This is a genomic window from Salipiger sp. IMCC34102 (genome assembly GCF_004145405.1).
In the GTDB taxonomy this organism is placed as follows: Bacteria; Pseudomonadota; Alphaproteobacteria; order Rhodobacterales; family Rhodobacteraceae; genus Loktanella.
On the sequence record NZ_SELQ01000004.1, the window covers coordinates 184,462 to 211,251 of the forward strand.

The 26,790-nt window shown below is 67.8% G+C and carries 28 protein-coding genes; 12 read left to right on the top strand and 16 right to left on the bottom strand.

Features of this window, described 5'->3' with window-relative positions; genetic code table 11:
- Positions 1–52: 52 nt before the first annotated feature.
- The 3 genes from rpmB to EU805_RS10445 all read right to left on the bottom strand — a co-directional run bounded on the left by rpmB (position 53) and on the right by EU805_RS10445 (position 1,911).
- Positions 53–334, bottom strand: a complete 282-nt coding sequence (gene rpmB, locus EU805_RS10435; RefSeq protein ID WP_129763916.1) for a 50S ribosomal protein L28 — start codon at positions 332–334, stop codon at positions 53–55.
- A gap of 183 nt (positions 335–517) precedes the next feature.
- The gene (gene meaB, locus EU805_RS10440; protein ID WP_129763917.1) at positions 518–1,498 is read right to left on the bottom strand and encodes a methylmalonyl Co-A mutase-associated GTPase MeaB; all 981 of its coding nucleotides are present in this window, start codon (positions 1,496–1,498) and stop codon (positions 518–520) included.
- Positions 1,499–1,608: 110 nt separating this feature from the next.
- Positions 1,609–1,911 carry an arginine transporter gene (locus EU805_RS10445; protein ID WP_129763918.1) on the bottom strand — a complete coding sequence of 101 codons (303 nt, stop codon included), beginning with the start codon at positions 1,909–1,911 and terminating at the stop codon, positions 1,609–1,611.
- 197 nt (positions 1,912–2,108) lie between these two features.
- On the opposite strand from EU805_RS10445, the gene lepA reads away from it, so the two are divergent.
- Genes lepA through EU805_RS10460 form a run of 3 tightly spaced genes read left to right on the top strand, consistent with a single transcriptional unit; the run spans position 2,109 to position 5,833 of the window.
- The gene (gene lepA / locus EU805_RS10450; protein WP_129763919.1) at positions 2,109–3,908 is read left to right on the top strand and encodes a translation elongation factor 4; all 1,800 of its coding nucleotides are present in this window, start codon (positions 2,109–2,111) and stop codon (positions 3,906–3,908) included.
- Complete coding sequence (locus EU805_RS10455) at positions 3,905–4,915, top strand: hypothetical protein (protein ID WP_129763920.1); 1,011 nt, start codon at positions 3,905–3,907, stop codon at positions 4,913–4,915. Before lepA ends, EU805_RS10455 begins: the two co-directional genes overlap by 4 nt.
- Positions 4,916–4,972: 57 nt before the next feature.
- Complete coding sequence (locus EU805_RS10460; RefSeq protein WP_129763921.1) at positions 4,973–5,833, top strand: NAD(P)-dependent oxidoreductase; 861 nt, start codon at positions 4,973–4,975, stop codon at positions 5,831–5,833.
- A gap of 155 nt (positions 5,834–5,988) precedes the next feature.
- Here the strand turns inward: EU805_RS10460 and mprF are convergent, their stop codons facing one another.
- From mprF to EU805_RS10480, 4 genes are all read right to left on the bottom strand, one after another.
- Positions 5,989–8,577, bottom strand: a complete 2,589-nt coding sequence (mprF, locus tag EU805_RS10465) for a bifunctional lysylphosphatidylglycerol flippase/synthetase MprF (protein ID WP_129763922.1) — start codon at positions 8,575–8,577, stop codon at positions 5,989–5,991.
- 77 nt (positions 8,578–8,654) lie between these two features.
- Entirely contained in the window at positions 8,655–9,002 is a 348-nt protein-coding gene (locus tag EU805_RS10470) for a hypothetical protein (protein WP_129763923.1), read from the bottom strand.
- 25 nt (positions 9,003–9,027) lie between these two features.
- A complete protein-coding gene (locus EU805_RS10475) occupies positions 9,028–9,165 on the bottom strand; it encodes an entericidin A/B family lipoprotein (protein ID WP_129763924.1) in 138 nt (45 codons plus the stop codon).
- A 136-nt stretch (positions 9,166–9,301) separates the two neighbouring features.
- A complete protein-coding gene (locus EU805_RS10480; RefSeq protein WP_129763925.1) occupies positions 9,302–10,048 on the bottom strand; it encodes an alpha/beta fold hydrolase in 747 nt (248 codons plus the stop codon).
- Between the two features lie 62 nt (positions 10,049–10,110).
- Between EU805_RS10480 and EU805_RS10485 the strand changes: the two genes are divergently transcribed.
- Positions 10,111–10,488, top strand: a complete 378-nt coding sequence (locus EU805_RS10485) for a hypothetical protein (RefSeq protein ID WP_129763926.1) — start codon at positions 10,111–10,113, stop codon at positions 10,486–10,488.
- A 136-nt stretch (positions 10,489–10,624) separates the two neighbouring features.
- Here EU805_RS10485 and glyA read toward each other — a convergent pair whose 3' ends face one another.
- Positions 10,625–11,920: a serine hydroxymethyltransferase gene (glyA, locus tag EU805_RS10490; protein WP_129763927.1), complete on the bottom strand. Its 1,296-nt coding sequence runs from the start codon at positions 11,918–11,920 to the stop codon at positions 10,625–10,627.
- A 174-nt stretch (positions 11,921–12,094) separates the two neighbouring features.
- Here glyA and EU805_RS10495 point away from each other — a divergent pair, with 174 nt between their 5' ends.
- Complete coding sequence (locus tag EU805_RS10495; protein ID WP_129763928.1) at positions 12,095–12,859, top strand: NAD kinase; 765 nt, start codon at positions 12,095–12,097, stop codon at positions 12,857–12,859.
- 23 nt (positions 12,860–12,882) lie between these two features.
- Here EU805_RS10495 and EU805_RS10500 read toward each other — a convergent pair whose 3' ends face one another.
- Entirely contained in the window at positions 12,883–13,134 is a 252-nt protein-coding gene (locus EU805_RS10500) for a DUF1289 domain-containing protein (RefSeq protein ID WP_129763929.1), read from the bottom strand.
- A gap of 3 nt (positions 13,135–13,137) precedes the next feature.
- Entirely contained in the window at positions 13,138–13,611 is a 474-nt protein-coding gene (locus tag EU805_RS10505; protein WP_129763930.1) for a CIA30 family protein, read from the bottom strand.
- Between the two features lie 126 nt (positions 13,612–13,737).
- Between EU805_RS10505 and EU805_RS10510 the strand changes: the two genes are divergently transcribed.
- Complete coding sequence (locus EU805_RS10510; RefSeq protein ID WP_129763931.1) at positions 13,738–14,265, top strand: hypothetical protein; 528 nt, start codon at positions 13,738–13,740, stop codon at positions 14,263–14,265.
- 17 nt (positions 14,266–14,282) lie between these two features.
- Here the strand turns inward: EU805_RS10510 and EU805_RS10515 are convergent, their stop codons facing one another.
- The 5 genes from EU805_RS10515 to EU805_RS10535 all read right to left on the bottom strand — a co-directional run bounded on the left by EU805_RS10515 (position 14,283) and on the right by EU805_RS10535 (position 19,535).
- Positions 14,283–16,205 carry a propionyl-CoA synthetase gene (locus tag EU805_RS10515; RefSeq protein ID WP_129763932.1) on the bottom strand — a complete coding sequence of 641 codons (1,923 nt, stop codon included), beginning with the start codon at positions 16,203–16,205 and terminating at the stop codon, positions 14,283–14,285.
- Positions 16,206–16,470: 265 nt separating this feature from the next.
- Positions 16,471–18,750, bottom strand: coding sequence for an NADP-dependent malic enzyme (locus tag EU805_RS10520; protein WP_129763933.1), 2,280 nt, complete (start codon positions 18,748–18,750; stop codon positions 16,471–16,473).
- 73 nt (positions 18,751–18,823) lie between these two features.
- Positions 18,824–19,045 (bottom strand): DUF3072 domain-containing protein, encoded by a 222-nt coding sequence (locus EU805_RS10525; RefSeq protein ID WP_129763934.1) that lies wholly within the window; start codon positions 19,043–19,045, stop codon positions 18,824–18,826.
- A gap of 85 nt (positions 19,046–19,130) precedes the next feature.
- Positions 19,131–19,310, bottom strand: a complete 180-nt coding sequence (locus EU805_RS10530) for a hypothetical protein (RefSeq protein ID WP_129763935.1) — start codon at positions 19,308–19,310, stop codon at positions 19,131–19,133.
- A gap of 12 nt (positions 19,311–19,322) precedes the next feature.
- Complete coding sequence (locus tag EU805_RS10535) at positions 19,323–19,535, bottom strand: DUF3072 domain-containing protein (protein ID WP_129763936.1); 213 nt, start codon at positions 19,533–19,535, stop codon at positions 19,323–19,325.
- Between the two features lie 104 nt (positions 19,536–19,639).
- Here EU805_RS10535 and EU805_RS10540 point away from each other — a divergent pair, with 104 nt between their 5' ends.
- The 6 genes from EU805_RS10540 (at position 19,640) to EU805_RS10565 (ending at position 25,622) form a co-directional block, all read left to right on the top strand.
- Positions 19,640–20,044, top strand: a complete 405-nt coding sequence (locus EU805_RS10540; RefSeq protein WP_129763937.1) for a cytidine deaminase — start codon at positions 19,640–19,642, stop codon at positions 20,042–20,044.
- A 2-nt stretch (positions 20,045–20,046) separates the two neighbouring features.
- Positions 20,047–21,342, top strand: coding sequence for a thymidine phosphorylase (locus tag EU805_RS10545; protein ID WP_129763938.1), 1,296 nt, complete (start codon positions 20,047–20,049; stop codon positions 21,340–21,342).
- Positions 21,339–22,535, top strand: a complete 1,197-nt coding sequence (locus EU805_RS10550) for a phosphopentomutase (RefSeq protein WP_129763939.1) — start codon at positions 21,339–21,341, stop codon at positions 22,533–22,535. The genes EU805_RS10545 and EU805_RS10550 overlap by 4 nt, the downstream gene beginning before the upstream one ends.
- Entirely contained in the window at positions 22,532–23,521 is a 990-nt protein-coding gene (locus tag EU805_RS10555; RefSeq protein ID WP_129763940.1) for an adenosine deaminase, read from the top strand. Before EU805_RS10550 ends, EU805_RS10555 begins: the two co-directional genes overlap by 4 nt.
- Positions 23,518–24,168 (top strand): uracil phosphoribosyltransferase, encoded by a 651-nt coding sequence (gene upp / locus EU805_RS10560; RefSeq protein ID WP_129763941.1) that lies wholly within the window; start codon positions 23,518–23,520, stop codon positions 24,166–24,168. The genes EU805_RS10555 and upp overlap by 4 nt, the downstream gene beginning before the upstream one ends.
- Positions 24,169–24,251: 83 nt before the next feature.
- Positions 24,252–25,622: an SPOR domain-containing protein gene (locus EU805_RS10565; protein ID WP_129763942.1), complete on the top strand. Its 1,371-nt coding sequence runs from the start codon at positions 24,252–24,254 to the stop codon at positions 25,620–25,622.
- Position 25,623: 1 nt separating this feature from the next.
- Here the strand turns inward: EU805_RS10565 and EU805_RS10570 are convergent, their stop codons facing one another.
- Positions 25,624–26,625: a hypothetical protein gene (locus tag EU805_RS10570; protein WP_242494122.1), complete on the bottom strand. Its 1,002-nt coding sequence runs from the start codon at positions 26,623–26,625 to the stop codon at positions 25,624–25,626.
- Between the last annotated feature and the right edge of the window lie 165 nt (positions 26,626–26,790).

The following is a 26,790-nucleotide window of genomic DNA, read 5'->3' on the forward strand; positions in this document are numbered from 1 at the left end:
CGCCCGGCTGCGCTGGCAACCGGGCGGTCAGGTCTCACGGCAAGGTCCGCGCTTATGCGGAGGCCTTGGCGATCTCTTTCTTCACTTTCAGCGCCTCGGGCGACAGCTCGGCGTCCTTGGCTTTCGCCATGAAGGAGTCCAGCCCGCCGCGGTGGTCCACGGTGCGCAGCGCGGCCGAGGAGACGCGGAACTTGAACGACCGACCCAGCGTGTCGGACATCAGCGTGACGTCCTGCAGGTTCGGCAGGAAGCGCCGACGGGTCTTGTTGTTCGCGTGGGAGACGTTGTTGCCCGACATCGGGCCTTTTCCGGTCAGATCGCAACGACGCGACATGGGCGTTTTCCTTCTTCTTCGAGGGCCGGTCGCGCGAGGCGGGACAGGCCGGTCCGGGGCCGACGGTGCGGCGATGAGGGGAGCGGCCCCCGGAGGCGGAGGCCTGAATTCAGTTCGCAGCGCCTAAGGGGAATCGCGCGTCGCGTCAACCCCTGCGCGCGCGGCCGGGCTATATCGCGAGCGTCATCCGCCGCCCAGGGGGGCGAGGGCCGCGCGGGCCGCCGCCGCCGGGGTCATGCGCCCGGCACTCACGTCGTCTTCCAGCCCGGTCAGCCGTTCGCGCAGGTCGGCATCGGTGGTGAGCAGGGCCATCATCTCGGCGCGCAGCTCCTCGCGGAACCAGTGGCGGGCCTGAGCGGCGCGGGTGGCGTCGAAATGACCCGATCGGCGGCGCCAGGCGGTGAGGGTCCGCATCTCGTCCCAGGCGGCCTCGAGGCCTTCGGTTTCCAGGGCCGAGACGCAGATCGCCTTGGGAAAGCCCTCGGCGTCGCCCTCGCGCTTGCGCATGAGCCGCAGCGCGCCGGCGTAGTCCGAACGGGTCCGCATCGCGGGGGCCCGCAGGTCGCCGTCGGCCTTGTTGACAAGGATCAGGTCCGCGATCTCCATGATCCCGCGCTTGACGCCTTGCAGCTCGTCCCCGCCCGCGGGGGCCAGCAGCAGGACGAAGAGGTCGGTCATCCGGGCCACGACCGTCTCTGACTGGCCGACGCCGACGGTCTCGACCAGTACGAGGTCGAAGCCCGCCGCCTCGCACAGGCGGATCGCCTCGCGCGTGCGGCGAGCCACGCCGCCCAGATGCGTCTGGCTGGGGGAGGGGCGGATGAAGGCGCGCGGGTCGCGGGAGAGGCGTTCCATCCGGGTCTTGTCGCCGAGGATGGAGCCCCCGGACCGCGCCGAGGAGGGATCGACCGCCAGAACCGCGACCTTGAGGTCCCGTTGCGTCAGCATCAGCCCGAAGGTTTCGATGAAGGTCGATTTCCCCACCCCCGGCGTGCCGGAGAGGCCGATGCGCAGCGCTTGCCGGTCGGCGCCCAGCGCGTCCAGCAGCGCCAGCGCCGCGTCGCGGTGCGCGGGCTTGCCGCTCTCAACAAGCGTGATCGCGCGGGCCAGCGCGCGGCGGTCGCCTGCGCGGACAGCCTTTGCCATGGCGGCGATGTCGGTCATGGCCCCTCCTGTCCGATCGGCGCGACGCGCGCAGACTGGAGGCTCTGCCTCCAGACCTCCGGGATATTTCTAGCCAGAAGAAGGCAGGATCGCCAGCGGGGCGGGGCGGTTTACCGGCAAACGCGTTGCGCACGGTTGGAGAATTCCTTGTAGCGCAGCCAGAACGCCTCGTTCCCGGGATTGTCCGACTGGCGGATGTCCTGAGCCTTCTGCGGATCCTCGAAGAAGGAGGCGGCGAGTTTCTGGTCGCGGCGTGACAGGTTCTGGTTCGCGGTCTGCTGCACGCAGGAACACAAGGCCGGGTTCGCCGCCGACCGGCCGGAGGCCATGCAGGCCTTGCCGACCTCGCCACGGACGCCGATGCCGCAGGAATTCAAAGCCAGAATCGTGAGCGCAAGGAATGCGTATTTCATGATGTCGCCTGTCGTTTACCCCGAACGCGCCCGGATTTTCCCGGTGTCTACGTTCGACTGCCTGAGACCCACTATGGCGCGCGCCGGGGTGCGATGCAATCGTTCATTCGCGGGGCCCGGCCCCTTGCACCCTTGCAAAAGCGGCCCCCTCGCGGCATTGACGCACAACCCTTTCTCGCAGGCCGGAACCCGCCCCGATGACCGATCTTTCGCATATCCGCAACTTCTCGATCGTCGCGCATATCGACCACGGGAAATCCACGCTGGCCGACCGGCTGATCCAGTCCACCGGCACCGTGGCCGACCGGGACATGAAGGCGCAGATGCTCGATTCCATGGACATCGAGCGCGAGCGCGGCATCACCATCAAGGCCCAGACCGTGCGCATCGACTACACCGCGCGCAACGGCGAGACCTACGTGCTGAACCTGATCGACACCCCCGGCCACGTCGATTTCTCCTACGAGGTCAGCCGGTCGATGCGCGCCGTCGAAGGCTCCCTGCTGGTGGTCGACAGCACGCAAGGCGTCGAGGCGCAGACGCTGGCCAACGTCTATCACGCCATCGACGCCGATCACGAGATCGTGCCGGTCCTGAACAAGATCGACCTGCCGGCGGCCGAATGCGACCGCGTGGCCGAGCAGATCGAGGACGTGATCGGCATCGACGCGAGCGAGGCGATCCGCGTTTCCGCCAAGACCGGCATCGGCATCGAGGACACGCTGGAGGCGATCGTCCACCGGCTGCCCGCCCCCACCGGCGACCGCGACGCGCCGCTCAAGGCCATGCTGGTCGACAGCTGGTACGACGCCTACCTCGGCGTGGTCGTGCTGGTGCGGGTCATCGACGGGGTGATGAAGGTCAAGGACCGGGTGCGCTTCATGCAGAACGGCACCCTGCACCTGATCGACCGGCTGGGCGTCTTCAAGCCCGGCATGCTGCCCGTCGACAGCCTGGGCCCCGGCGAGCTGGGCTTCTTCACCGCACAGATCAAGGAGGTCCGCGACACCCGCGTCGGCGACACCATCACGACCGAGAAGAAGGGCGCCGACAAACCGCTGCCGGGCTTCAAACCCTCGCAGCCCGTCGTCTTCTGCGGCCTCTTCCCCGTCGATTCCTCGGAATTCGAGGACCTGCGCGGCGCCATCGACAAGCTCGCCCTGAACGACGCCAGCTTCAGCTACGAGATGGAGACCTCCGCCGCGCTTGGCTTCGGCTTCCGCTGCGGCTTCCTTGGCCTGCTGCACCTCGAGGTCATCCGCGACCGGATCGAGCGCGAGTACAACATCGAGCTGATCACCACGGCGCCTTCCGTCGTCTACCACGTCTACATGAAGGACGGAGAGATGACCGAGCTGCACAACCCCGCCGACATGCCCGACCTGACGCTCGTCGACCATATCGAGGAGCCGCGGATCAAGGCTACGATCCTCGTTCCCGACGAATACCTGGGCGACGTGCTGAAACTCTGCCAGGACCGCCGCGGCAACCAGATGGAGCTGACCTACGCCGGCTCCCGCGCCATGACGGTCTACGACCTGCCGCTGAACGAGGTGGTCTTCGACTTCTACGACCGGCTGAAATCGGTGACCAAGGGCTACGCGTCCTTCGACTACCAGCTGACGGGATATCAGGAGGACAACCTTGTGAAGATGTCGGTGCTGGTGAACGACGAGCCGGTCGACGCGCTGTCGATGATGGTCCACCGCGACCGGGCCGAGATGCGGGGCCGCGCCATGGTCGAGAAGCTCAAGGACCTGATCCCCCGCCACATGTTCAAGATCCCGATCCAGGCGGCCATCGGCGGCAAGGTCATCGCGCGGGAAACCCTGTCCGCGCTGCGCAAGGACGTCACCGCCAAGTGCTACGGCGGCGACGCGTCGCGCAAGCGCAAGCTCTTGGACAAGCAGAAGGCGGGGAAAAAGAAGATGCGCCAGTTCGGTAAGGTGGATATCCCGCAGGAGGCGTTTATCTCGGCGCTGAAGATGGATGGGTGAATAAGTCAGAGGCACCTTTTTTGGCTGCCGGAGTATTGGAAATGGAGAAGTCTCGGAAAATCAGGCGCAAGTGGCTTTTGTTTAGGCAAAATTTGGCTTTGACCTATATCCAATCAATGAGATGGATTTCTCTCCCTCTCTTCTGGCTAAGTGAATCTTTTAAGTGGACGACGATTCGCTCTATCTGCGGTTCACGAGTAGCCCAAGCCACTACTCTACTTCCAATTTTAGGCTTTCTTGTCTTGTACAACCAGAACCTCGAGCCGATTCTCCAACTCCAGAAAGGTGGATCGACTGGCTTTGAGAGTTTAGACCACTTCATGAATAGCAGGCTAGATATTCTGTATTTAGGAGTCATCACGTTCGGGCTATGTATCATACTATTCAATGTTACCTGTCCGGTCATTGTAAAAAAACATCGGTCAGCGCAAGAATTTGCTTCCGTTCGACTTGAGAACAGCAACAGTTTTGATATTATTCAAAGCCTCCATTATTTAGAGAAGGTTCTAGATCGAAATTTAAAGGTCTATCTGTTCTACCTGAATTTCATGGGCGGAGGGAAAAAGCGAATAAGGGCGCGAAGGGAAATAAGAGAAACTAATTTTATTTACTTTCCTACCGGTCTTTGTCATCGAATGATGTCTTGGGTTGGAATGATATCTTCGGAATTTAAAGGTGACGCTCAACCTGAAATTTCGAAACTTGGTTTTGATCTTGCGGCGACGCTAAACCCTCCTGGCCGAGGGTGGCTGAATAGAACTCAAGAGGAGTCAGTGCGAATTGCATTAGATAAATTCGACGAATTGGGAAACGCGTTAATCGTGCAGCGAGTAAGCAACTTGGGGTATGATGTCTATTCAATACACTTTGCATGTAAGAATAGATCTAAATTTTTACTTCGATACGTAGTGATGATTCTCATGGCAATCGGTATAGTTCTAATGTTCGCCCCTACGTTTTTAACTATACTTTACGCGATAAATAAGTTGAAAATTGCGGTGTTTTGACCTCAGTGTGATGATGCTGCAAGTAAATTTGATCTAAATAGAAAGGAGAGACCGCCCATGAACCTCACCTTCCTCGGCCTCGGCGTCATGGGCTACCCCATGGCCGGCCATCTCGCCAAGCACCACGACGTCACCGTCTACAACCGCACCGCCTCCAAGGCGGAAGGATGGGCGAAGGAGCACGGCGGCGCCCACGCGCCCACCCCGCGCGAGGCCGCGGAGGGGGCTGACATCGTGCTCGCCTGTGTGGGCAACGACGACGACCTGCGTGCCGTGACGACCGGCCCGGACGGGGCCTTCGCGGGCATGACAGACGGCGCGCTCTTCGTTGACCACACCACCGTCAGCGCGGGGGTGACGCGAGAGCTTTATGACGCCGCCAAGGCCAAGGGGCTGAACTTCGTCGACGCGCCGATCAGCGGCGGGCAGGCGGGGGCCGAGAACGGGCAGCTCTCGATCATGTGCGGCGGCGACCAGGACGCCTACGACCGGGCAGAGCCGGTCATGCAGATCTACGCCAAGCTCTGCCGCCGCATCGGCGAGAGCGGCGCGGGCCAGACCACCAAGATGTGCAACCAGATCGCCATCGCAGGGCTCGTCCAGGGCCTGTCCGAGGCGCTGCACTTCGCCCAGAAGGCCGGCCTCGACGGCGCGGCGGTGGTCGAGGTGATCTCGCAAGGCGCCGCCGGGTCGTGGCAGATGAGCAACCGCACCAAAACCATGCTGGACGACCACTACGACCACGGGTTTGCGGTCGACTGGATGCGCAAGGACCTGAGTATCTGCCTCGCCACCGCGAACGACATCGGCGCCAGCCTGCCCGTCACGGCGCTGGTCGACCAGTTCTACAAGGACGTGCAGAAGATGGGCGGCGGGCGCTGGGACACCTCCAGCCTGCTCAAGCGCCTGCGGGACTGACCGCGCCCCCCCCCGCCCGGTGCGACGGCGGCCCCTGCGGGACGCCTCGCCGGCGGGGCAAGTATTTCAAATCCAAAGAAGCCCCGCGCCCCGGCTTCTTTGGATCGGAAATACTTCGGGGGAGGGCCGCGTCAGCGGACCGGGGGCAGAGCCCCCTACCGCCGTCGCAACCCGCGCAATCCGCCCGAGATCAGCAGCGACACCTCGTAAAGCACCCGCGCCGCACTCAACTGTCCCGGCGAGGCAAGGTAGTTCGGCGACCACACCGGGTCGAACTTCTGCTTGAAGGCCCGCAGCCCCTCGAACTGGTAAAACCGCGCGCCGTGGGTGTAGATGAAGCCGCCCACGCGGTTCCAGGCCGGGGCGAGCCGCCGGCTTTCCAGGCCGGCCAGCGGTGCGGCCCCGAGGTTGAACCAGGCATGGCCCTCGTCGCGGGCCAGCAGCATCATCTCGGCAAAGAGCCCGTCCATCGCCGCGGGCGTGGTCGCGGGATCGTAGCGCATCAGGTCGATCCCCATTTCCGAACGATCGGCGGTCCGCAGCAGGTTGGCGAAGGACGCGATCCGCCCCGTCTGCGCATGGCGCAGCACCGCGATGTCGAAATGCGACAGGAAGTCCGCGTCGAAGGCCCCCATCGCAAAGCTCTTCTCCGACCCCGATTTCAGCGCAAGCCAGGCGTCCGAGACCTGCCGCAGCGTCGCCATATGGGGGCCCGCCGCGCCCGCGGGGATGACCTCGAAGACGTAGCCGTCGCGCGCGGCCCGGCTCTTCGCGTGCCGCCAGTCCTTGCGCTTGGCCCCGTCGAGCGAGAAGCCTTCAAGCGGCACGCGCGCGATCTCGCCGATCTTGACCACGTGCAGGCCCAGATCGAGGTAAGCGGGCAGGTAGTCGGTCTGCACCGCGTAGAAGGCGCAGGTCCGCCCCATCCGGTCCGCCTGGTCGCGCAGGTCCCAGATCAGCGCCTTGCCGGCGGCGCGGCAGCCGATCGGGTCGCCCTTGGCGATCAGGCTGCGGCCCGTGTCGGCGTAGGCAAGGACCGCGCTTTCGTCGGGGGCCAGCAGGAACCGCTTGTCGCCGGTCAGCGCCATGCCCGCGTCGGCGCTGGTGCTCTCGGCCACCAGTCGCCGGACGGCCTGCGGGATCTCCTGCGGGGGCAGGCGGGTCGCGGCGCGGCTGATCAGCGAATTCAGCGACACCGCCGCCAGCACCACCGCCACCACCAGCGTCGCCCGCAGGAATCGCGGCGCGTCGGCGGACCAGGCGAATTGCCACCACAGGTCCTGGCTGTAGGCCACGTTGCGATAGGCGAAGAAGCCGATCCAGGTGACCCCGGCGAAGAGCAACACCACGGTCGCCATCCAGCGCGGGTTGAGCCGCAGGGCAGAGCCGAGCCCCACGCGGTGAAACGCGTCGCGGAAGGATCCCAGCACCAGCAGGGCCAGACCCAGGACGATCATGGCCTCGTACTCGATCCCGCGCAGCAGCGATCCCAGCAGGCCCGCAAGAAGCAGACCCACGGCGATCAGCCAGGCCCGCCGCATCCGGCGGTAGAGACCGCGTGCCACGATCAGCAGAAGCACCCCGGCCACCGAGGACATCAGGTGCGACGTCTCGACCAGCGCCAGCGGCAGCACGTCGCGCAAGGTGTCCATCCGCACGGCGGTCGTCGGCAGATCGCCCGACAGCAGCAGGGCGGACCCCGAAAGCAGCGCCACCACGGCCGCGAGCACCGGCACGATGGGCCGCATCGCCCGGCGCACCGCCTGGGCCGCGGCCCCCGCCGTCGCGCGGTTGGCCAGCGCCCAGGCGATGCCGAGACCCAAGGCCGCCACGGTGAACGGCAAGAGCGTGTAGATCACCCGGTAGGCCAGCAGAGCCGCCAGCAAATCCGGACGACCCGTTCCGCCCACCGCCGCGACGATTGCGGCCTCGAAGACGCCCAGGCCCCCGGGGGCGTTGCTGACGAACCCCAGTCCCAGCGCGCCGATGAAGATCACGAAGAAATAGACGAAGTTCCCGGCAAGGTCGGCGGGCATCAGCACGTAGAGCGTCAGTGCCGTCGCCACCAGGTCCAGCAGGGCGATCCCCATCAGCGTCAGCCCGCGGGTCGCCTTGGGCAGCGGGGTCGAGAGGCGGCCCAGCCGCAGCTCGCGTCCACCGGGCCAGGTCCAGACGTAGACGCCCGCAACGCCCGAGAGGATCAGCAGGCCCAGGGCTGTCTCCACCGGCGGCGGCAAGGCCACGAACTCCGACAGACCGCCGGGATAGAAGGCGAAGAGCGCGCCGATCAGCGTCAGCAGCCCCAGTGCGAAGGCGATCCAGGAGGTGGCGATCAGCCGGGCCACGGCGGCGATGTCGACGCCGAAGGCGGCATAGATCCGGTAGCGGATCGCGCCGCCCGTCAGCCAGGAGAATCCCAGCATGTTCGAGACCGCCATAGAGGACACGCCCGTCAGCACCGGCACCCAACGCGGCATCTGCGGGGTGGCCATGCCCTTGAGGATGACCGGATCGTAAAGCGCGAGGGCGAGATAGCTGAACAGCATCGCCCCCGCCGACAAGGCGAGCGCGCCCGGGGAATAGCGATTGATGGCAGCCGACAGCTCCGCGGGATCGATTTCCGCGCTCAGGTTGCGCAGCACGCCCAGGGCGATGGTCATGATGGCCAGCGGCACGATGAACCGCCAGGCGGGATGCGACACGATCGAGGCGAACCCGCTGCGCTCTGCCGTGGCCTTCGTCATCTGCTCTCCAACCTCTCACGCGACCGGACCCGCGCGAGCGATCGCGCGGGTCCGTCCGGAAGAGGTCTTAACGAAGGTTAACGCTTTTTACGATAGCAGGCGGCGTAAATGATCGTGGCGACCAGCGCGTAGATGAAGTTCACCCAGAGCACGAAGCCCCAGGGGGCCTCTGCCCCGAAGACGAACTTGGCCAGCAGCGACGGCAGCAGCGTCAGCACCGCCACGCCCAGCACGAAGGGGACGACGCCCGGCCTGCGCCCGAAGATCGGGATCAGCAGCAGGGCGATCAGGATCGCGACCGCGTTGCGCCCGAAGGACAGGATCAGCGGCATCACCTCGGCCCCGGCCATGATGTTGATCGCGATCGAATTGGCGATCGTTCCGACGATCCCGGCGAGGATGGCGACGACAAAACAGCGAATCATAAGACGTCCTCTGGCGGGAAAGCGGTTACAGGTCGGACTGCACTTCGCGGGTTTCCTGCGTGATCGTCTGGCCTGCGCTGCTCAGGTCCTGGCCTGCGCCAGCGACGGTGTTGCAGCCCGCCAGGGCCAGCAGGGAGAGGGCGATGATGGAGATACGGCGCATCGGAATATCCTTCTGTATGCAAGTGATCATTCAGCGACACTAGCCCGCGCGGGCGCCGCTTCAATCTGCCGCGGTCAGAGATTTGCGCATTTCGCGATCCGACGATCCCTGCCACGCCGCCCTTTCGCGGATGCTTTCAGTCCAGGAAGGCGCGCACGGCCGCTTCGACCGCGCGGGGCTGCTCGGCGTGGACCCAGTGACCGGCCCCGGCCACGGTCTCGACCCGCGCGTCGGGAAAATAGCCCTCGATGACGGGCAGGGCGCTGTCGGGCACGTAGTCGGAGGTTTCGCCGCGCAGAACCAGGGTCGGTCCATCGAAGCGTCCCTCGATCTGCGGCCAGCCCATGATGTAATCCATGTCCGCCGAAAGGGTGTCGAGGTTCAAGAGCCAGCGCCGCGCCTTCAGGTCCAGGCTTTGCAGCAGGAAGGGGATGAGTGCCGGGTCGGCGTCCATCTGGGCACCGGCGTCCTTGCGGCTCTCGACTAAGGCAAGGTCGACGCCGCGCATCGCCTCCAGTGGGCCGTGCTGGTCGCGGTCATAGGCGATGGGCGCCATGTCGGCGACGATCAGCCGGCGGACAGCCTCCGGGTGGGTCAACGCCAGGGCCATCGCCGCCTTGCCGCCCATCGAGTGGCCAAGCACGTCCATCTGTCCGCCATAGGCCGCGATCACCTCGGCCAGGTCGTCGGCCATCTCGGGGTAGCGGTGGGTGTCGGTATGCGGGCTGTCGCCGTGGTTGCGCATGTCCACCGCGATCACCTGGCGCGTGTCGGCCAGCCGCTTGGCGATGACGCCCCAGTTGCGGGCCGACCCGTAAAGCCCGTGAGCGACCAGAAGGGGCGGCGCATCGGTGGCCGTGCCGTGGACGATCGTATTGAGCATGAAGCCTCCTGTCCGGGGTGCGCGGCCCTTGAGCCCGGTTTGCCGCCCCACTATCAGGGCTTATGCCCCAGCGCACGCCGACACGCCACATCCAAGAGGTTTCGCGCCTCGTCGAAAGCCAGCTGGGCCTGAAGGGCCGGACGCTGGATGCGCAACTGTCGAAGCTTGGCCCGCGCCGGTCCCTGCCGGGGCATCTGCGCCGCGACCTCGAGGCGCTGCGCACGGCGGAACTGCACCTGACCCATCCCAAGCTGTCGCGTCAGGTGGACGCGGCGGCGCTGGCCCGGCACGCCCGGCTGGCCTGCGCGACGCTCAAGACGATCGATCCCGGGGCCGAGCGGATCACCCGCCTGTTGCGGACCCTCGCGAAGTGGTCCGCGCTGGGGATCGCGCTCTTCATCGCTCTGGTCTGGTGGATGTGGGCGACGGGGCGCACCTGAGGGAGGCGCCGGTCGCGCGAAGTTCGGCGGCCAGGCTAGAGGGCAGGGCGCACCTGACGACCGGTTCGATTACGAAAAGACCATCGACCGGGCGACAGGGCGGGGCGGACGCGGGCCATGTCGGCCCGCGCGCGTCTTACAGGTTGGGGTAGATCGGGAAGCGGTCGCAAAGGTCTTCGACCTCCTTCGCGACCCGGGCCTCGACCTCGCCGTTGCCGTCGGCGCCGTTGGCGGCCAGCCCGTCGACGACCTGCACGATCCACTGGGCGATCTGGCGGAACTCCGGCTCGGCGAAGCCGCGCGTGGTGCCCGCGGGGGTGCCCAGGCGCACGCCGGAGGTGATCGTGGGCTTTTCCGGATCGAAGGGAATGCCGTTCTTGTTGCAGGTGATATGCGCGCGGCCCAGCGCCTCTTCGGTGGCGTTGCCCTTCACGCCCTTGGGACGCAGGTCGACCAGCATCAGGTGCGTGTCGGTGCCCCCCGTGACGATGTCGAGGCCGCCCTTCATCAACTCGTCCGCCAGCGCCTGCGCGTTGGCGACGGTCTGCTTCTGGTAGTCCTTGAACCCGGGGCGCAGCGCCTCGCCGAAGGCCACGGCCTTGCCTGCGATCACGTGCATCAGCGGCCCGCCCTGGATGCCGGGGAAGATGGCGGAGTTCACCTTCTTCGCGATCTCGGCGTCGTCGGTCAGGATCATGCCGCCGCGCGGACCGCGCAGGGTCTTGTGCGTCGTCGTGGTCGCCGCATGCGCATGGGGGAAGGGCGAAGGGTAGATCCCCGCCGCGATGAGCCCCGCGAAATGCGCCACGTCCGCCAGCAGGTAGGCGCCCACGCTGTCGGCGATGTCGCGCATCCGCTTAAAGTCGATGATCCGCGGAATGGCGGAGCCGCCGGCGATGATCATCCGCGGCTCGTGCTCGGCGGCGAGTTCGGCGACCTGGTCGTAGTCCAGTTCCAGGTCCTGCTGGCGCACGCCGTACTGGACGGCGTTGAACCACTTGCCGGACTGGTTGGGCCGTGCGCCGTGGGTCAGGTGACCGCCCGCGTCGAGGCTCATGCCGAGGATCGTGTCGCCCGGCTGCAGCAGGGCGGTGAAGACCCCCTGGTTCGCCTGGCTGCCGGAATTCGGCTGCACGTTGGCGTAGCCGCAGTTGAAGAGCTTCTTGGCGCGTTCGCGGGCCAGGTTCTCGGCCACGTCGACATGCTCGCAGCCGCCGTAGTAGCGTTTGCCGGGGTAGCCTTCGGCATACTTGTTCGTCATCACGCTGCCCTGCGCTTCCATGACGGCGGCGCTGACGATGTTCTCGGAGGCGATCAGCTCGATCTCCTTGCGCTGGCGGCCGAGTTCGGCGCGCATCGCGGCGTGCAAGTCGGGGTCGCGGGTTTCCAGCGTTTCGGTGAAAAAGCCGTCGTCGCGGTGGGATGCGTTCATCGGTCTATCCTTCGGGCGGGGGCGCAAGGGCGCGTTCCCCGCCCTCATACGCCATTCGGGGGGGGCTCAAAAGGCGCAAAATCGACGCTTTCGGGCAGCTGTGCGCCTTGCCAAGCCCCGGCGCGGATGCCCATGATCGCGCGAACCCGTCTTGCCCCGTGTCCCAGGTCCGCCATGCCCGATCGTCCCATCGCCTTCTTCGCCTCTCGCGCGCCCAGCGCACAGGAGGCGGAAAGGATCCTCTCGGCCCGCTACAACGCGGTTCCGGTCGAGGAGGCGGAGGTCATCGTGGCGCTGGGCGGCGACGGGTTCATGCTGCAGACCCTGCACCAGACCCAGGCGATCGCGGCCCCGGTCTACGGGATGAACCGCGGCACCGTGGGCTTCTTGATGAACGAATATGCCGAGGACGATCTGATCGCGCGCCTCGATGCGGCGGTGGAGGAAGTCATCCATCCGCTGGAGATGACGGCGCTTGCGGCCGACGGCTCCATGCACCGGGAACTCGCGATCAACGAGGTGAGCCTTTTGCGCGCGGGGGCGCAGGCGGCCAAGCTGAAGATCAGCATCGACGGACGCGTGCGGATGGCGGAACTGGTCTGCGACGGGGCACTGGTGGCGACACCGGCGGGGTCGACCGCCTACAATTACTCGGCCCACGGCCCGATCCTGCCCATCGGGTCGGGCGTGTTGGCGCTGACGGCGATGGCGGCCTTCCGCCCCCGGCGCTGGCGCGGTGCCCTGCTGCCGGAAAAGGCCGTGGTGCGCATCGACGTGCTGGACGCGCAGAAACGCCCCGTCATGGCCGACGCCGACGGCCATTCGGTGCGCAACGTCCGCTCGGTCGAGATCCGTTCGGAGCCCAGCATCCGGCACCGTATCCTCTTCGATCCCGGTCACGGGTTGGAGGAACGCCTGCTGCAGGAGCAATTCGTCTAGGGTCAGGGCTAAGCTGCCGCGCCTCAGCCCTCCGGCAGGTCAGGCGGCGCGACGCCCTTCTTGCGGCACTTTCTGGCATAGACTTCTGGCCAGGCGGGGAATTTCCCCATCACCGCCTGTTGCGCCATGACCAGTTGCACGAAGCCCGCGCGCTGTTCGGCGACCTTGATCTGCTTGAAGGCCTTCTTCTGGGGCTTGGTCATCGAACAGGCGATGCAGTGGCCCGCGCGCTTGTACTTGCACACGTCGATGCAGGGAGAGGGCAGTTTTCCCATGGTTCAGTCCACCGTCTCTATCTGGGCCATGTCGAGCCTTGCGGTATAGTCCCGCCCGTAGGCCACAAGGCCGATACCGCGCAGGTCCTGCGGGCGCAGCTCGGCCGTCAGCCCGCGCCCGTTGCTTTCGAAATCGGACAGGGGCAGCGTGACCGTCTCCCAGTGCGCGGGCGCCGTGAACCGGGCGGTGTAATAATGCCAGGGCCGGTCGGAGTTCACGGTGCGCAGGTGCACCTCGTACATCTCGCCGTTGCCGCGGACGTCGAAGGCGAGGGCGCGCGTCTCCTTTGGCAGGCCCTCGACCTCGCGGCGCACCTGCAGGAAGCCGCCGCCGTTGTCGGTGCTGACCTCGCCCCGCAGGGCAGCAAAGCTGCGTCCGTCCTCGTGGCGCAGCTCCGCGGCGCCTTCGGACGCGCCGCCCATCACCTGATCCGAGATGAAGCGCCAGGTCGTGGTGTCGTCGAAGGTCAGATGCATCGCGGGCTCCTGTCTGCTGCCCCGGGCGATCTAGGCCACGTACAGGGCGCGACCAGAGCTTCGCTTTCCGACCTTGCAACGGGCGCTAGGTCAAAACGCAACGCCAAACCCCAAGAGGAGTCCGCAATGCTCAGACTTTCCGCCTCTCTTGCCGCAGTCGTGATCGCCGGGCCCGCCCTCGCGCAGGACGACAGCCAGTTCGTCGCGTTCGAGGACGTTCTCGCCGCGAATGCGGACAGGCCCTTCGAGTGCAACGATCACCTTGAGATCAACGACAGCTGCACCGCCATCGGGACCTATGCGCTCAGCGGTGATCGCCTGATCTCGAAAGGCTTCTTCTCGCTCGCGCCGGAATCGCCTGCCGTGGTCGAGGTCACTTACGAGAGCACCATGGTCGACGGCGCGATCTGCGGCTTCGAGAACCTGACGGCCTCGTCCGGCATCGACCCCGCGACCGACGAGGCGATTGCGGAGGCCATGCGAAGCGTCTTCGACAGCTTCGGGCCGCTGTGCACCTATTACTACGACATGGGCGACGGGTCCTACGTGTCGCTGACCCGGCAGGAGGACGGTACCGTGATCGAGGATGGGCGCGCCGAAGTGACCTTCCACGCGGAGATGCCCGACCTGCGCCCGCAGGACGTCGAGATGTAGAAGGCCGGGGCCCCGGATCAGGTCCGGGGCGGGGCGGGCTCTTCCAAGGCCGTTCCACCGTAGCCCAGGGGTCGGATGCGGTCGCGGATCTCGTCCAGGATCGCGGGATCGTCGATGGTGGCGGGCATCCTGAAGTCCGATCCGTCGGCGATTGCGACCATGGTGCGGCGCAGGATCTTGCCCGACCGCGTCTTGGGCAATCGGTTCACCACCGCGACCAGCTTGAAGGCGGCCACCGGGCCGATGCTGTCGCGGACCATCCTCACGCAATCGGCGGCGATCTCCGCCTCCGGGCGGGTGGTGCCCTTGTTGGTGCAGACGAAGCCCATGGGCAGCTGGCCCTTCAGCGGGTCGGTCACGCCGATCACGGCACATTCGGCGACGTCGGGGTGGTTGGCCAGCACTTCCTCCATCGCGCCGGTGGAGAGCCTGTGGCCCGCCACGTTGATGACGTCGTCGGTGCGCGCCATGATGTAGAGATAGCCGTCCTCGTCGATCAGGCCCGCGTCACCGGTCTCGTAGTAGCCGGGGAAGGTGGACAGGTAGCTCTTGCGGAACCGCTCCTCGGCTTGCCAGAGCGTCGGCAGGGTGCCGGGGGGCAAAGGAAGCTTGACCGCGATGGCCCCGAGGGTGCCGGCTGGCAATTCCGTTCCATCCTCGCCCAGCACGCGAATGTCGTAGCCGGGCATGGGCTTGGTGGGGCTGCCGACCTTGACGGGCAGCGCCTCGATCCCCGCGGGATTGGCCACCATGGGCCAGCCGCTTTCGGTCTGCCACCAGTGGTCATAGACCGGCACGCCCATGGTGCGCTGCGCCCAGTGGACGGTGTCGGGGTCGGCCCGCTCTCCGGCAAGGTAGAGGGCGCGCAGGGAACTGATGTCGTAGTCCTTGATGAGCGCGCCGGTGGGATCCTCGCGCTTGATCGCGCGGAAGGCGGTGGGTGCCGTGAAGAAGCTGCGCACCTCGTGGTCCTGGATCACGCGCCAGAAGGTGCCGGCGTCGGGCGTGCCCACGGGCTTGCCTTCGAAGACCACCGTGGTGTTGCCCGCGATCAGGGGCGCGTAGCAGATGTAGCTGTGCCCCACGACCCAGCCCACGTCGGAGGCCGCCCAGAAGACTTCCCCCGGTGCGACGTTGTAGACGTTCCGCATGGTCCAGTGCAGCGCCACGAGGTGCCCCGCGGTATCGCGCACGACGCCCTTCGGCGCGCCGGTCGTGCCCGAGGTATAGAGGATGTAGGCAGGGTGATCGCCGGGCACCGGCACGCAAGGTGCGGGTTCAAGGCCCTCCTGCACGGCGTTCCAGTCCAAGTCGCGGCCCGGGGTCAACGCGCAGGGGTGCTGCGGGCGCTGAAGGATGATGGTGAAGTCGACCGCGTGGGCCGCCTGTTCGAGCGCGCCGTCGATCAGCGGCTTGTACGCCACGACGCGCCCCGGCTCCAACCCGCAGGACGCGGCGAGGATCGCACGGGGCTTGGCGTCGTCGATCCGCACGGCGAGTTCATGCGCGGCGAAACCGCCGAAGACGACCGAGTGGATCGCGCCGATCCGCGTGCAAGCCAGCATGGCGACAAGCGCCTCGGGCACCATGGGCATGTAGATGATGACCCGGTCGCCCGTCTCGACGCCCTTCGCGGTCAGGGCGGCGGCCAGAAGGGCGGTGCGGTTCTGCAACTCGGCGTAGGTCATCTTCGAGACCGAGCCGGTCATCGGGCTGTCGTGGATGATCGCCACGCGGTCGCCATGACCGGCGGCGACATGCCGGTCGACGGCGTTGTAGCAGGTGTTGACGCGCGCGTCGGTGAACCAGCGGTGGAAGGGGGCCGCGCCGTCATCCAGCGCGCGGCTGGGGGGCGTGTCCCAGTCGATGGCCCCTGCCGCCTCCATCCAGAACGCCTCCGGGTCGTCCTTCCAGCTTTGGTAAACCTCTGCGTAGCTCATGTCCTGTCCTCCCTCGGGGCAAAGGGATAGGCGGGGGACGCGAAGCGGGCAAGCGTGGCCAAGGGTCAGGGGGAGGGGGCTGTAAATTTCTTTGCTGACGGCAAGGGGTCCGCCCTGCAGGCGGCTTGGAGGCTCTGCCTCCAAACCTCCGGGATATTTGGGGAACAGAGAATGGGGGCGCCGTTCCCGACCGGGCGCGGCTTTCTCCCGGAGGACGTATCGCGCAAAGACGCGCGCCGGCGCGGCGGGGGCTGAGCCCCGTTCCTTACCCGTAATGCGCGACCGGCGTGCCGGCGATGGCGGACATGTTCAGAAGGCCCCGCGCGGTGATCGAGGGCGTCACGATATGCGCCCGGTTGCCCATGCCCATCAGGATCGGGCCGACTTCGAGGCCGCCGGCGCGGGTCTTGAGGATGTTGCGCACCGCGCTGGCCGCGTCGGCGTTGGCGAAGACGAGGCAGTTCGCGGCCCCCGGCAGGCGGCCTCCGGGGAAGATCCGTTCGCGGGTCTCGAGGTCCAGCGCGCTGTCGATGTGCATCTCCCCGTCGTAGGCGAAGTCGCGCGGGGCGGAATCCAGGATCTCCATCGCCGCGCGCATCCGGCGGCCCGAGTCGCTGTCGAGGTTGCCGAACTGGCTGTGGGAGCACAGTGCGATCTGCGGCTCGATCCCGAAACGCCGGATGTGGCGCGCGGCGGAGGTCACCGTCTCGGCGATCTGCGCCGGTGTCGGCTCCTCGTGGACCTGGGTGTCGGCGATGAAGAGGCTGTCGTTTTCCAGGATCATCAGGCTGAGCGCCGCCACGGGGTGCAGGCCGCCGCTTCCCAGCACCTGCTCGATGTAGTTCTTGTGCCACAGGAACTGGCCGAAGGTGCCGCAGATCATGCTGTCCGCCTCGTTGCGCTGGACCATGACGGCGGCGATGGCGGTGGTGTTGGTCCGCATGATCGCCTTGGCCAGGTCCGGCGTCACGCCGCGCCGGGCCATGAGCTGATGATAGGTGCCCCAGTAGTCGCGGTAGCGGGGATCGTTCTCGGGGTTGACCAGCATGAAGTCGCGTTCGGGCCGGATGTCGAGACCGGCGCGTTCGCAGCGGGCCGCGATCACGTCGGGGCGGCCGATCAGGATCGGGACTTCGGTGGTTTCCTCCATGATTGCCTGGGCCGCGCGCAGGACCCGCTCGTCCTCTCCTTCCGCGAATACGATCCGGCGTGTGGCGGTCTGCGCGGCTTCGAATACCGGGCGCATGATGAAGGCGGACTTGAAGACGCTGGCGTCGAGCCCCGCCTTGTAGGCGGCGAGATCCGCGATCGGGCGCCGGGCGACGCCGGTCTCGCCGGCGGCACGGGCGACGGCGGTGGCGACGACCCCCATGAGGCGCGGATCGAAGGGCTTGGGGATCAGGTAGTCGCGCCCGAAGGTCAGCTGCTCGCCCTGGTAGGCGGCGGCGGCCTCGGCGCTGGTGGTGGCGCGCGCCATGGCGGCGATGCCTTCGATGCAGGCGATCTTCATCTCGTCGTTGATCGTGGTCGCACCCGCATCCAGCGCACCGCGGAAGATGAAGGGAAAGCACAACACGTTGTTGACCTGGTTCGGAAAATCCGAGCGGCCGGTGGCGATGATCGCGTCGGGGGCCGCGGCGCGGGCGGCGTCGGGCTCGATCTCGGGGTGAGGATTGGCCAGCGCGAAGATGATCGGCGCGGAGGACATGCGGGATACCATCTGAGGCGTGAGGACGCCGGGGCCCGACAGGCCGAGGAACACGTCCGCGCCGTCGATCACCTCGTCCAGGGTGCGGGCATCCGTGTTCTGCGCGTAAGCCGCCTTCTGCGGCGTCATGTCCGTCTCGCGCCCCTCGTGGACCAGGCCCTGCAGGTCGCAAAGCCAGACGTTCTCGCGCTTCAGTCCCAGCTTCAGCAGCATGTTCAGGCAGGCGATTCCGGCGGCACCCCCGCCGGTCGAGACGACCTTGATGTCGGCAAAGCTCTTGCCCGCGATCCGCAGCGCGTTGCTGATCCCGGCGGCCACGACGATGGCGGTGCCGTGCTGGTCGTCGTGGAAGACGGGGATGTTCATCCGTTCGCGGCAGATCTCCTCGACGATGAAGCAGTCGGGGGCCTTGATGTCCTCGAGGTTGATCGCGCCGAAGGTCGGCTCCAGCGCGCAGACAAGTTCCGCCAGCTTGTACGGGTCGGATTCGTCCAGCTCGATGTCGAAGCAGTCGATGCCCGCGAACTTCTTGAACAGGACCGCCTTGCCTTCCATCACCGGCTTGGAGGCCAGCGCCCCGATGTTGCCCAGGCCCAGCACCGCCGTCCCGTTGGTGACCACGCCCACGAGGTTGGCACGGGTGGTATAGTCGCGGGCGGTGTCGGGGTCGGCCTTGATGTCCAGGCAGGCCTCCGCCACGCCCGGGGAATAGGCGCGGGCCAGGTCGCGCCCGTTGGCCAGCGGCTTGGTGGCGCGCACCTCCAATTTTCCGGGACGCGGAAAGCGGTGGTAGTCCAGCGCCGCGCGCCGGGCGGTGTCATTGGGTTCGGTGGTCATGGGGGTGCGGCCTTCTTCTTCGATTGCCGCACCCTAACGCGGTCGTGACGCCGGGGAAAGCGCCCGCCGGGGCCTATTGGCCGCGCCCGGTCTTGTCCTGCAAGGCGTCGATACGCTTGCTGGCCTCGGCCTTGGAGAGGCTTTCGTCGAACTCCACGCCCGCTTCCTCGCTCAGGGTCTTGAGGTAGCTGGCCTGCGCACCGGTCATCGTCTCGTCGCCGGTGACCCAATCGTCCACGGGCTTGTCGGCGTTGCCGGGGGCGTCGGTCTTGGGTTGGCTCGTGTCTTCGGTCATCTGATGCTCCTGCAACGGGTTGATGTTCCGTTAATGTTCCAGAACCCGATTCTGTTCCGCCCGCAGCATCGCTTTGCCGAAAGGCTCAGCGTTCGCCCGGCAGTTCGGTGCCTTCGACCTTGGTCGAGAGTTCCTCGATCAGCTCGTCGGCCTTGTTCGCGGACATCTGGTCGTCGAACGGATGCCCGGTCTTCTCGCACAGGTCCTGCAGGATCGCGGCCTGTTCGCCGCTCATCTTGTGGTTGTCGGCATACATGGTGGCCATGGTTGGGCTCCTTCAGAGGTTCTGTTCGTCGTTGGTCCGGTCGCGCAGGACCTCGATCCGCTCCATCGCCTGGGCCTGCGTCAGGCTGGCGTCGAAGGGTTCGCCCGCTTCCTCGCACAGCACGCGCAACATGTCGGCCTGCTGGGAGGTCATCGGATCATCGGGATTCTGCGCGGTCTGCGCCTCTGTTTCGGCGACGACGGGTTTGGCGGTGGGGGGTATCATGGCGGTCTCCTATGCTGGGGGATGAACGCGCGGGCAGGGGCGGGGTTCCGCCTTGCATCCGCGGCCCCCCGGCGGCAGACTTCCCGCCAAAACGAGGATCCCCCATGCCGGATACAGACGATCTGATCGAGGCGGCGCGCGCCGTGCGCCTGCGCGCCTACGTTCCCTATTCCCGCTTTCACGTGGGCGCGGCCATACGGTCGGCCTCGGGCGCGGTCTACGCAGGCTGCAACGTCGAGAACGTGGCCTACCCCGAAGGCACCTGCGCCGAGGCGGGGGCCATCGCTGCGATGATCGCGGGCGGCGATACGCAGATCGCCCAGATCGCGGTGATCGCCGACAGCCCCGATCCGGTCAGCCCCTGCGGTGGCTGCCGGCAGAAGATCGCCGAGTTCGCCAAGGGCGACACGCCCGTCACGCTGACCACCACCGACGGCGCGCGGCTGGACACCACCGTCAGCGCGCTTCTGCCGGGGGCCTTCGACCAAGACCAGATGAGCCGGGTCTGACCTTGGATGTCCGCAGCCTGATCGCCCGCATCCGCGACGGCGAGGTGCCGCAGGCCGCCGATCTGCAAGGCTTCGCCGCGGGGCTGGCGGACGGATCGGTCAGCGATGCGCAGGCCGGCGCCTTTGCCATGGCGGTCTGCCTCAAGGGCCTGTCGGACGAAGGCCGCGTGGCGCTGACCACGGGCATGCGCGACAGCGGCGACACGCTGGAGTGGGATTTGCCGGGCCCGGTCGTGGACAAGCATTCGACGGGCGGGGTGGGGGATTGCGTCTCGCTGATCCTGGCCCCCCTGCTTGCCGCCTGCGATGTCTACGTGCCGATGATCTCTGGCCGGGGGCTGGGGCACACGGGCGGCACGCTCGACAAGCTGGAGGCGATCCCGGGCGTGAACGTGACACCCGATGCCGCCGCGTTCCGCCGCATCGTGGGCGACGTGGGCTGCGCGATCGTGGGCGCGGGGGGCAACATCGCCCCCGCCGATGCACGGCTTTACGCGGTGCGCGACGTGACGGCCACGGTTGCGAGCGTCGATCTGATCACCGCCTCGATCCTGTCCAAGAAGCTTTCGGCGGGATTGGGGGCGATGGTGCTCGACGTGAAGGTGGGCTCCGGCGCCTTCATGAAGACACAAGACGAGGCGCGGGTTCTGGCGCGCGCGCTGGTGGACACGGCGAACGGGGCCGGGTGCCCGACCGCGGCCCTTCTGTCGGACATGAACCAGCCGCTCGCCCCCAGCCTGGGCAACGCGACGGAGGTCGCGCTTTGCATGGAGGTGCTGGCCGGCGCCCCCGCCGCCCCGCGCCTGACCGAGCTTTCGCTGGCGCTGGGCGAACGGCTTCTGACCCTCGCGGGCCAGTCCGATCCGCGCCCCCGGCTGGAGGCGGCGCTGTCCTCGGGTGCAGCGCTGGAGCGCTTCGCGCGGATGATCCACGCCCTGGGCGGGCCGCCCGACATGGCCGAGGATTGGCGCACCCATTTGCCGAAGGCGCCGGTCTGCCGGCCGGTCCCGGCCCCGGCAGACGGCCGTGTCGCGGCCATCGACGGTGAGGCGCTGGGCCTCGCCGTCGTTGGCCTGGGCGGTGGACGGGCGCGCGAAAGCGACCGGATCGACCCCGCCGTCGGCTTGACGGCGGTGGCGGGCCTGGGGCATTGCGTCGCGACCGGCGATCCGCTGGCCTGGGTGCACGCCCGCGACGCCGCCACCGCAGAGCGCGCGGCGGCACAGGTGTCCGCCGCGATCACCCTGGGCACGGCCGCCGATACGACGCCCTTGATACTGGACAGGATAGACCCATGAGCCGAGCCTTCGTGATCGTCATCGACTCCGTCGGGATCGGCGGTGCGCCGGATGCGGACAGGTTTTTCAACGGCGCGACCCCGGACACCGGTGCAAACACTGTGGGTCATATCGCGGAAGTCTGCGCGCGTTTGCCGCGCGGCCCCCTGCGGGTGCCGACGCTGGACGCGCTGGGCCTGGGGCGGGCGGTGAAACTGGCCAGCGGGCTGGACGCGCCGGGCCTCGATGCCGTGCCCACCGGCGCCTGGGGCGCCGCGACGGAAGTCAGCCCCGGCAAGGACACGCCTTCGGGTCACTGGGAACTCGCGGGCGTGCCGGTGCCCTGGGACTGGACCTACTTCCCCGACACCGATCCCGCGCTTCCCGATGATCTGACCGCCGCGATCTGCGACGCGGCGGGCACCGACGGCATCCTCGGCAACCGCCACGCCTCGGGCACGCAGGTGATCGAAGACGAAGGCCCCCGCCATATCGAGACGGGCTGGCCCATCGTCTATACCTCCGCCGACAGCGTGCTGCAGATCGCGGCGCACGAGGACCACTTCGGCCTCGATCGGCTTCTGAAGCTTTGCGAGGATCTGGCCCCCCGGGTGCACGCCATGAAGGTCGGCCGGGTCATCGCGCGGCCCTTCCTGGGCACGGCGGAGGAAGGCTTCAAGCGCACGCCGAACCGCCGCGACTTCGCCATCGCGCCGCCCAGCCCCACGATCTGCGACGACGTCCACGCCGCGGGCCACGCGGTGCACGCGGTGGGCAAGATCGGCGACATCTTCTCGATGCGCGGGATCACGGACGTCCGCAAGGGCGCGGATGCCAGGCTGATGGACCACGTCCATGACCTGGCCACCGAGGCGGAGGAGGGCAGCTTCGTCTTCGCCAACCTCGTCGAATTCGACAGCGAATACGGCCACCGCCGCGACCCGGAGGGCTATGCCGCGCACCTCGAATGGTTCGACGCGGAGCTGGCCAGGTTGCTGCCGGTCCTGCGGGCGGACGATCTGCTGATCGTAACCGCCGATCACGGCAACGACCCCACCTGGGTCGGCACCGATCATACCCGCGAACGGGTGCCGGTGCTGATCCACGGCCGCGGCGCGCGCGCGCTGGGCCAGATCGCGTTCCAGGACGTCGCCGCCACCATCGCGGCCCACCTCGATATCCCCCACAGCGGAAAAGGCACGCCCGTCACATGAGCTATCGCACCCAGCCCAAAGTCGAACTGCACACGCACCTCGAAGGCATGGCACCGCCCGATTTCATCCGCACCCTCGCGGGCGAGAAGCGCCGGGACCTGTCGCCGATCTTCAATACCGACGGCGGCTACAAGTTCAAGGACTTCGGACATTTCCTGACCGTCTACGACGAGGCCTGCACCGTGTTGACCGGGCCGGAAGAGTTCTACCGCCTGACCCGCGCGGTGCTGGCCGAAAGCGCCTTTCACGGCGTCATCTACACCGAGACGTTCCTGTCGCCCGACTTCTGCGGCGGCGGCGATGTCGCGGCCTGGAAGGACTACCTTGCCGCCATCGCGCAGGCGGCGGCGGATGCGCAGAAGGAGGACGGCATCGTCCTGAAGGGCATCGCGACCGCCGTGCGCCACCACGGGCAGGACGCCTGCCGCAAGACCGCCCATTGCGCGGCCGAGACCGCCGGCGACTTCCTGACCGGCTTCGGTCTTGCCGGGGCCGAGCTGGAAGGCCGCCCCGCCGATTTCAGCTACAGCTTCGACATGGCGCGCGAGGCGGGGCTGCGCCTCACTGCCCACGCGGGCGAATGGGGCGATCCCGGCCGCATCCGCGAGACGCTGGACGCGCTCAAGGTCGAACGCCTGGGCCACGGCATCCGCGCGATCGAGGATGCGGCCCTGACGCAGCGCCTCGCCGACGAGAACATCACGCTGGAGGTCTGCCCCGGCTCCAACGTGGTGCTGCGCGCCGTCGAAAGCTGGGAGTCGCATCCCATCGTCCGCCTGCGCGACGCGGGCGTGCCGGTCACGATCTCGACCGACGATCCGCCGTTCTTCCACACCACGATGACGGCGGAATACGAGGGCCTCGACCGGACCTTCGGCTGGACCGAGGACGATTTTCGCGCGACCAACGTCACCGCCGCCCGCGCCGCCTTCTGCGACGAGGCCACGCGGGAGGCGATCCTCAAGCAACTGGAGCCCGCCGCATGATCGACCATACCACCGCCGACGGGCACCTGACCCACGTCACGCACCCGCTGGTGCAGCACAAGCTGACGCTGATGCGCCGCACCGATACCTCGACGGCCGTCTTTCGCCAGCTTCTGCGCGAAATCAGCCAGCTTCTGGCCTACGAGGTCACCCGCGGCCTGCCCATGACCACGGCCCGGATCGACACGCCGCTGCAGCCGATGGACGCCCCCGTGCTCGACGGAAAGAAGCTGGCGCTGGTCTCGATCCTTCGGGCGGGCAACGGGTTGCTCGACGGTATCCTCGAACTGGTACCGTCCGCCCGCGTGGGCTTCGTCGGGCTCTACCGCGACGAGGAGACGCTGCAGCCGGTGCAATACTACTTCAAGGTGCCGCAGGCGCTCGACGATCGCATGGTGATCGCCGTCGATCCGATGCTGGCGACGGGCAATTCCTCGGCGGCGGCGATCGACCTGCTGAAACAGGCCGGGGCCACGAACCTGCGGTTCCTGTGCCTTCTGGCCGCCCCGGAAGGGATCGCCCGTATGAAGGAGGCGCATCCGGATGTGCCCATCGTGACGGCGGCCGTGGACGACCGTTTGAACGATCAGGGGTATATCGTACCCGGACTAGGGGATGCGGGCGACCGCATGTTCGGCACCAAATAAGCCCCCAAATGCCGCATCCTCGCTTTACTTGACGGGCTTTGTTTGCGATTCTCGGACCCAGTTGCGGGTACGAGGGTGTCATCATGCGGTATTTCGACAAAACGGCGGGTCTTGCGTTGACGTTCGGGCTTCTCGGCGCGCTGCCGGTTGCGGCGCAGGACATTCCGGCCGAATTTCCGCCCAGCAGCTACGAAGGCCAGCAATACGTTGACAGCGAAGGCTGCGCCTTCATCCGTGCCGGAATGGACGGGCGGGTGAACTGGGTGCCGCGCGTCGATCGCGCCCGCCGGCAGTTGTGCAACTTCCAGCCGAGCCTTCCCCGGATCGCCGAGGCGGAGCCTGAACCCACAGCCCCGGTGGCCACCCCCCCGGTCGTCACGGCCACCGCGACGCCCGCACCCACCCCCGCGCCGCCTGCGGCCCCGGTGATCCGCGAACCGCGCCCGGCTGCGACCGTCGCAGCTGCGGCACCGCCGCGCGCCTCGACCCCCCGCGTGATCGCGGCGGCCCCGGCCACGGCACCCGCACCGCGCCGGATCTCCCGGGCGGAGGCCTGCAGCGGACGGTTCGGAGTGCAGCCCGGGTTCGTGAGCGAGAGCACCGGCCGGCCGATCGATTGCGGCCCGGCCCCGGTCCGCACCGCGCGTGCCGCACCGGTGGTGAGCGCGCCGCAGGTGACAAATCAGGGCACCCAGCCCCTGCGCCTGACGCTGGAGCAAGCCTGCGCGCGGATCGCGGGCGGCGCGAACCTTGTGACGACGACGGGCGCGCCCATCGCCTGCCCGAGCCAGGCGCCCGTGCAGATCGCTCAGGCCCCGATCATGCAGGCCCCGCTCATGGTGCCGCGCGACATCCCGGCGTCGAACGCCAATGCCTGCGGGGTCTCGCGCCTGGCATCGGTTCCGGGCGTGCGCTGTGGACCGCAGGCATTGTCCCCGTCGGGATTGACCACCCGCAGTGTCGCGGGCCCTGCTGTGGCCAGCATCTCGACGCGCAGCGTGACCCCTACCGCAAGAGCGCAGGTGCCTACATCAAGGGCGGTGCCCGCCTCGAACGCGGTGGCCGCAGTGGCGCGCCCGCAGGTCCTGGCAGGCTATGACCGCGTCTGGGAGGATGGCCGGATCAACAGCCAGCGCGGGCTGCCTGCCGCGACGGCGCATGCGGTCGCCCCGCAGCCGCGGATCTCCAGCCGGTCGGTGGCGCCCGCCGCGACCCCGGTGCCGCGCGCCACGGCCAGCGGCCATCGCTACGTGCAGGTCGGCAGCTTCGGCGTCCCCGAGAATGCAGCGCGCCTGATCGCGCGGTTGCAGGCGGCGGGCCTTCCGGTCGCCTCCGGCCGGTCCGGCGGGCTCAAGGTCGTGGCGGCGGGGCCGTTCGCCAGTGCGGCGGACCTGAACCGCGCGCTGGGGATCGTCCGGTCGATGGGCTTTGCGGACGCCTACACTCGCGGCTGACCTAGAGGTCGCAGATCCCCTGCAGCCGGATCCAATCCTCGTCGCTCAAGACCACGGCGCCGCCTTCGGGCGGCGTCTGCGTGAGCAGCAGGGCCGCATCCTGACCTCGTTCGGTCCGCACCGGCGCATAGGCGGCGGGCGAGATGCGGGCGCGGGCGAAGCGCTCCAGCAGGCGTGCCTCCGACGGCACCGGCACCGGCCCGTCGAGCAACCTGTCCGCGTAGTCGCGCAGGCTTTCCGCAGGCAGATCCCCGGTCGTCATAAGCGTCACCGTGGCCCGAAGCCCGGCCTGCCTGAGAAGCGGATCGAGCGGATCCTCCACCGAGGCACGCGCCGACAGAAGTTCCCCGGCGGCCACGGCGGGATCGTCGTAGCGCGCGAGCGTGGCCTGTCCGATCACCGCGATGCCGCCCGGCAGGACCACGGGACCGGGCAGGGCGGCGGGCAGCACCACGGCCTGCCCCGTGGTCCCCAGCCGAGACCGCAGCCGCGCCAGCGCCGCCGTGCCGCGCGCCTCGCGGCACGCGGGTCCCGTTCGCGCCTGCATATGGCCCAGGATGCGCGCGCCCAACTCCGCCCGCTGTGCGGCGGGCGTGGCCCCGCGCGCCTGCGAGCGCAGCGCGTCAGGCCCGAGCGACGCCGCGGCGATCCCCGCCGCCGCCAGCAGGGCGAGCGTCAGGAGGGTCCGCAGCCGACCGGGGCGGGGCTGCGCGCGTCCCAAGGCGCCGCGCACCGCCTCGATGGCCTCGATCATCTCGGCATCGTCGATCTCCAGCCGTTCGACGCTGTCCGGCCCAGGCGAGAAGATCGCGGGCGTCGTGCCGGGATTGAGGCGCATCACCGCGGGAAGCGACCAATGGGTCAGGGGCCGCTCCGCCGTGTCCGAGACCACCAGCGTGGCCGACCCGAAAGAGACCAGCACTTCGCGGCGCTGCGCGTCCGCCGTCTCGCGCCAGAGCCCGAGGCTTTCCAGCCGGTCGTAGCGGTCCAGCGCCGTCTTCATTCGGTGTCCGTGCGCAGGAACGGGGTAGAGGTACCGCGACGCCGGTTCGTCGTCGCCCTGTGCGCCGCGTCGAAGCGCCACGTCAGGCCAGCGGATAGGTCAGGCCGGGCCCGCGCGGCGCAGGTCGGACGCGCGCCGTCCATATCCGTTTCGTCCACCGTGCAG

Bases quoted from the DNA above. Each gene is read 5' to 3' on its own strand.
- rpmB (WP_129763916.1), bottom strand. From the start codon at position 334: ATGTCGCGTCGTTGCGATCTGACCGGAAAAGGCCCGATGTCGGGCAAC.
- meaB (WP_129763917.1), bottom strand. From the start codon at position 1,498: ATGACCGACATCGCCGCCATGGCAAAGGCTGTCCGCGCAGGCGACCGC.
- EU805_RS10445 (WP_129763918.1), bottom strand. From the start codon at position 1,911: ATGAAATACGCATTCCTTGCGCTCACGATTCTGGCTTTGAATTCCTGC.
- lepA (WP_129763919.1), top strand. From the start codon at position 2,109: ATGACCGATCTTTCGCATATCCGCAACTTCTCGATCGTCGCGCATATC.
- EU805_RS10460 (WP_129763921.1), top strand. From the start codon at position 4,973: ATGAACCTCACCTTCCTCGGCCTCGGCGTCATGGGCTACCCCATGGCC.
- mprF (WP_129763922.1), bottom strand. From the start codon at position 8,577: ATGACGAAGGCCACGGCAGAGCGCAGCGGGTTCGCCTCGATCGTGTCG.
- EU805_RS10470 (WP_129763923.1), bottom strand. From the start codon at position 9,002: ATGATTCGCTGTTTTGTCGTCGCCATCCTCGCCGGGATCGTCGGAACG.
- EU805_RS10475 (WP_129763924.1), bottom strand. From the start codon at position 9,165: ATGCGCCGTATCTCCATCATCGCCCTCTCCCTGCTGGCCCTGGCGGGC.
- EU805_RS10480 (WP_129763925.1), bottom strand. From the start codon at position 10,048: ATGCTCAATACGATCGTCCACGGCACGGCCACCGATGCGCCGCCCCTT.
- EU805_RS10485 (WP_129763926.1), top strand. From the start codon at position 10,111: ATGCCCCAGCGCACGCCGACACGCCACATCCAAGAGGTTTCGCGCCTC.
- glyA (WP_129763927.1), bottom strand. From the start codon at position 11,920: ATGAACGCATCCCACCGCGACGACGGCTTTTTCACCGAAACGCTGGAA.
- EU805_RS10495 (WP_129763928.1), top strand. From the start codon at position 12,095: ATGCCCGATCGTCCCATCGCCTTCTTCGCCTCTCGCGCGCCCAGCGCA.
- EU805_RS10500 (WP_129763929.1), bottom strand. From the start codon at position 13,134: ATGGGAAAACTGCCCTCTCCCTGCATCGACGTGTGCAAGTACAAGCGC.
- EU805_RS10505 (WP_129763930.1), bottom strand. From the start codon at position 13,611: ATGCATCTGACCTTCGACGACACCACGACCTGGCGCTTCATCTCGGAT.
- EU805_RS10510 (WP_129763931.1), top strand. From the start codon at position 13,738: ATGCTCAGACTTTCCGCCTCTCTTGCCGCAGTCGTGATCGCCGGGCCC.
- EU805_RS10515 (WP_129763932.1), bottom strand. From the start codon at position 16,205: ATGAGCTACGCAGAGGTTTACCAAAGCTGGAAGGACGACCCGGAGGCG.
- EU805_RS10520 (WP_129763933.1), bottom strand. From the start codon at position 18,750: ATGACCACCGAACCCAATGACACCGCCCGGCGCGCGGCGCTGGACTAC.
- EU805_RS10525 (WP_129763934.1), bottom strand. From the start codon at position 19,045: ATGACCGAAGACACGAGCCAACCCAAGACCGACGCCCCCGGCAACGCC.
- EU805_RS10530 (WP_129763935.1), bottom strand. From the start codon at position 19,310: ATGGCCACCATGTATGCCGACAACCACAAGATGAGCGGCGAACAGGCC.
- EU805_RS10535 (WP_129763936.1), bottom strand. From the start codon at position 19,535: ATGATACCCCCCACCGCCAAACCCGTCGTCGCCGAAACAGAGGCGCAG.
- EU805_RS10540 (WP_129763937.1), top strand. From the start codon at position 19,640: ATGCCGGATACAGACGATCTGATCGAGGCGGCGCGCGCCGTGCGCCTG.
- EU805_RS10550 (WP_129763939.1), top strand. From the start codon at position 21,339: ATGAGCCGAGCCTTCGTGATCGTCATCGACTCCGTCGGGATCGGCGGT.
- EU805_RS10555 (WP_129763940.1), top strand. From the start codon at position 22,532: ATGAGCTATCGCACCCAGCCCAAAGTCGAACTGCACACGCACCTCGAA.
- upp (WP_129763941.1), top strand. From the start codon at position 23,518: ATGATCGACCATACCACCGCCGACGGGCACCTGACCCACGTCACGCAC.
- EU805_RS10565 (WP_129763942.1), top strand. From the start codon at position 24,252: ATGCGGTATTTCGACAAAACGGCGGGTCTTGCGTTGACGTTCGGGCTT.
- EU805_RS10570 (WP_242494122.1), bottom strand. From the start codon at position 26,625: ATGAAGACGGCGCTGGACCGCTACGACCGGCTGGAAAGCCTCGGGCTC.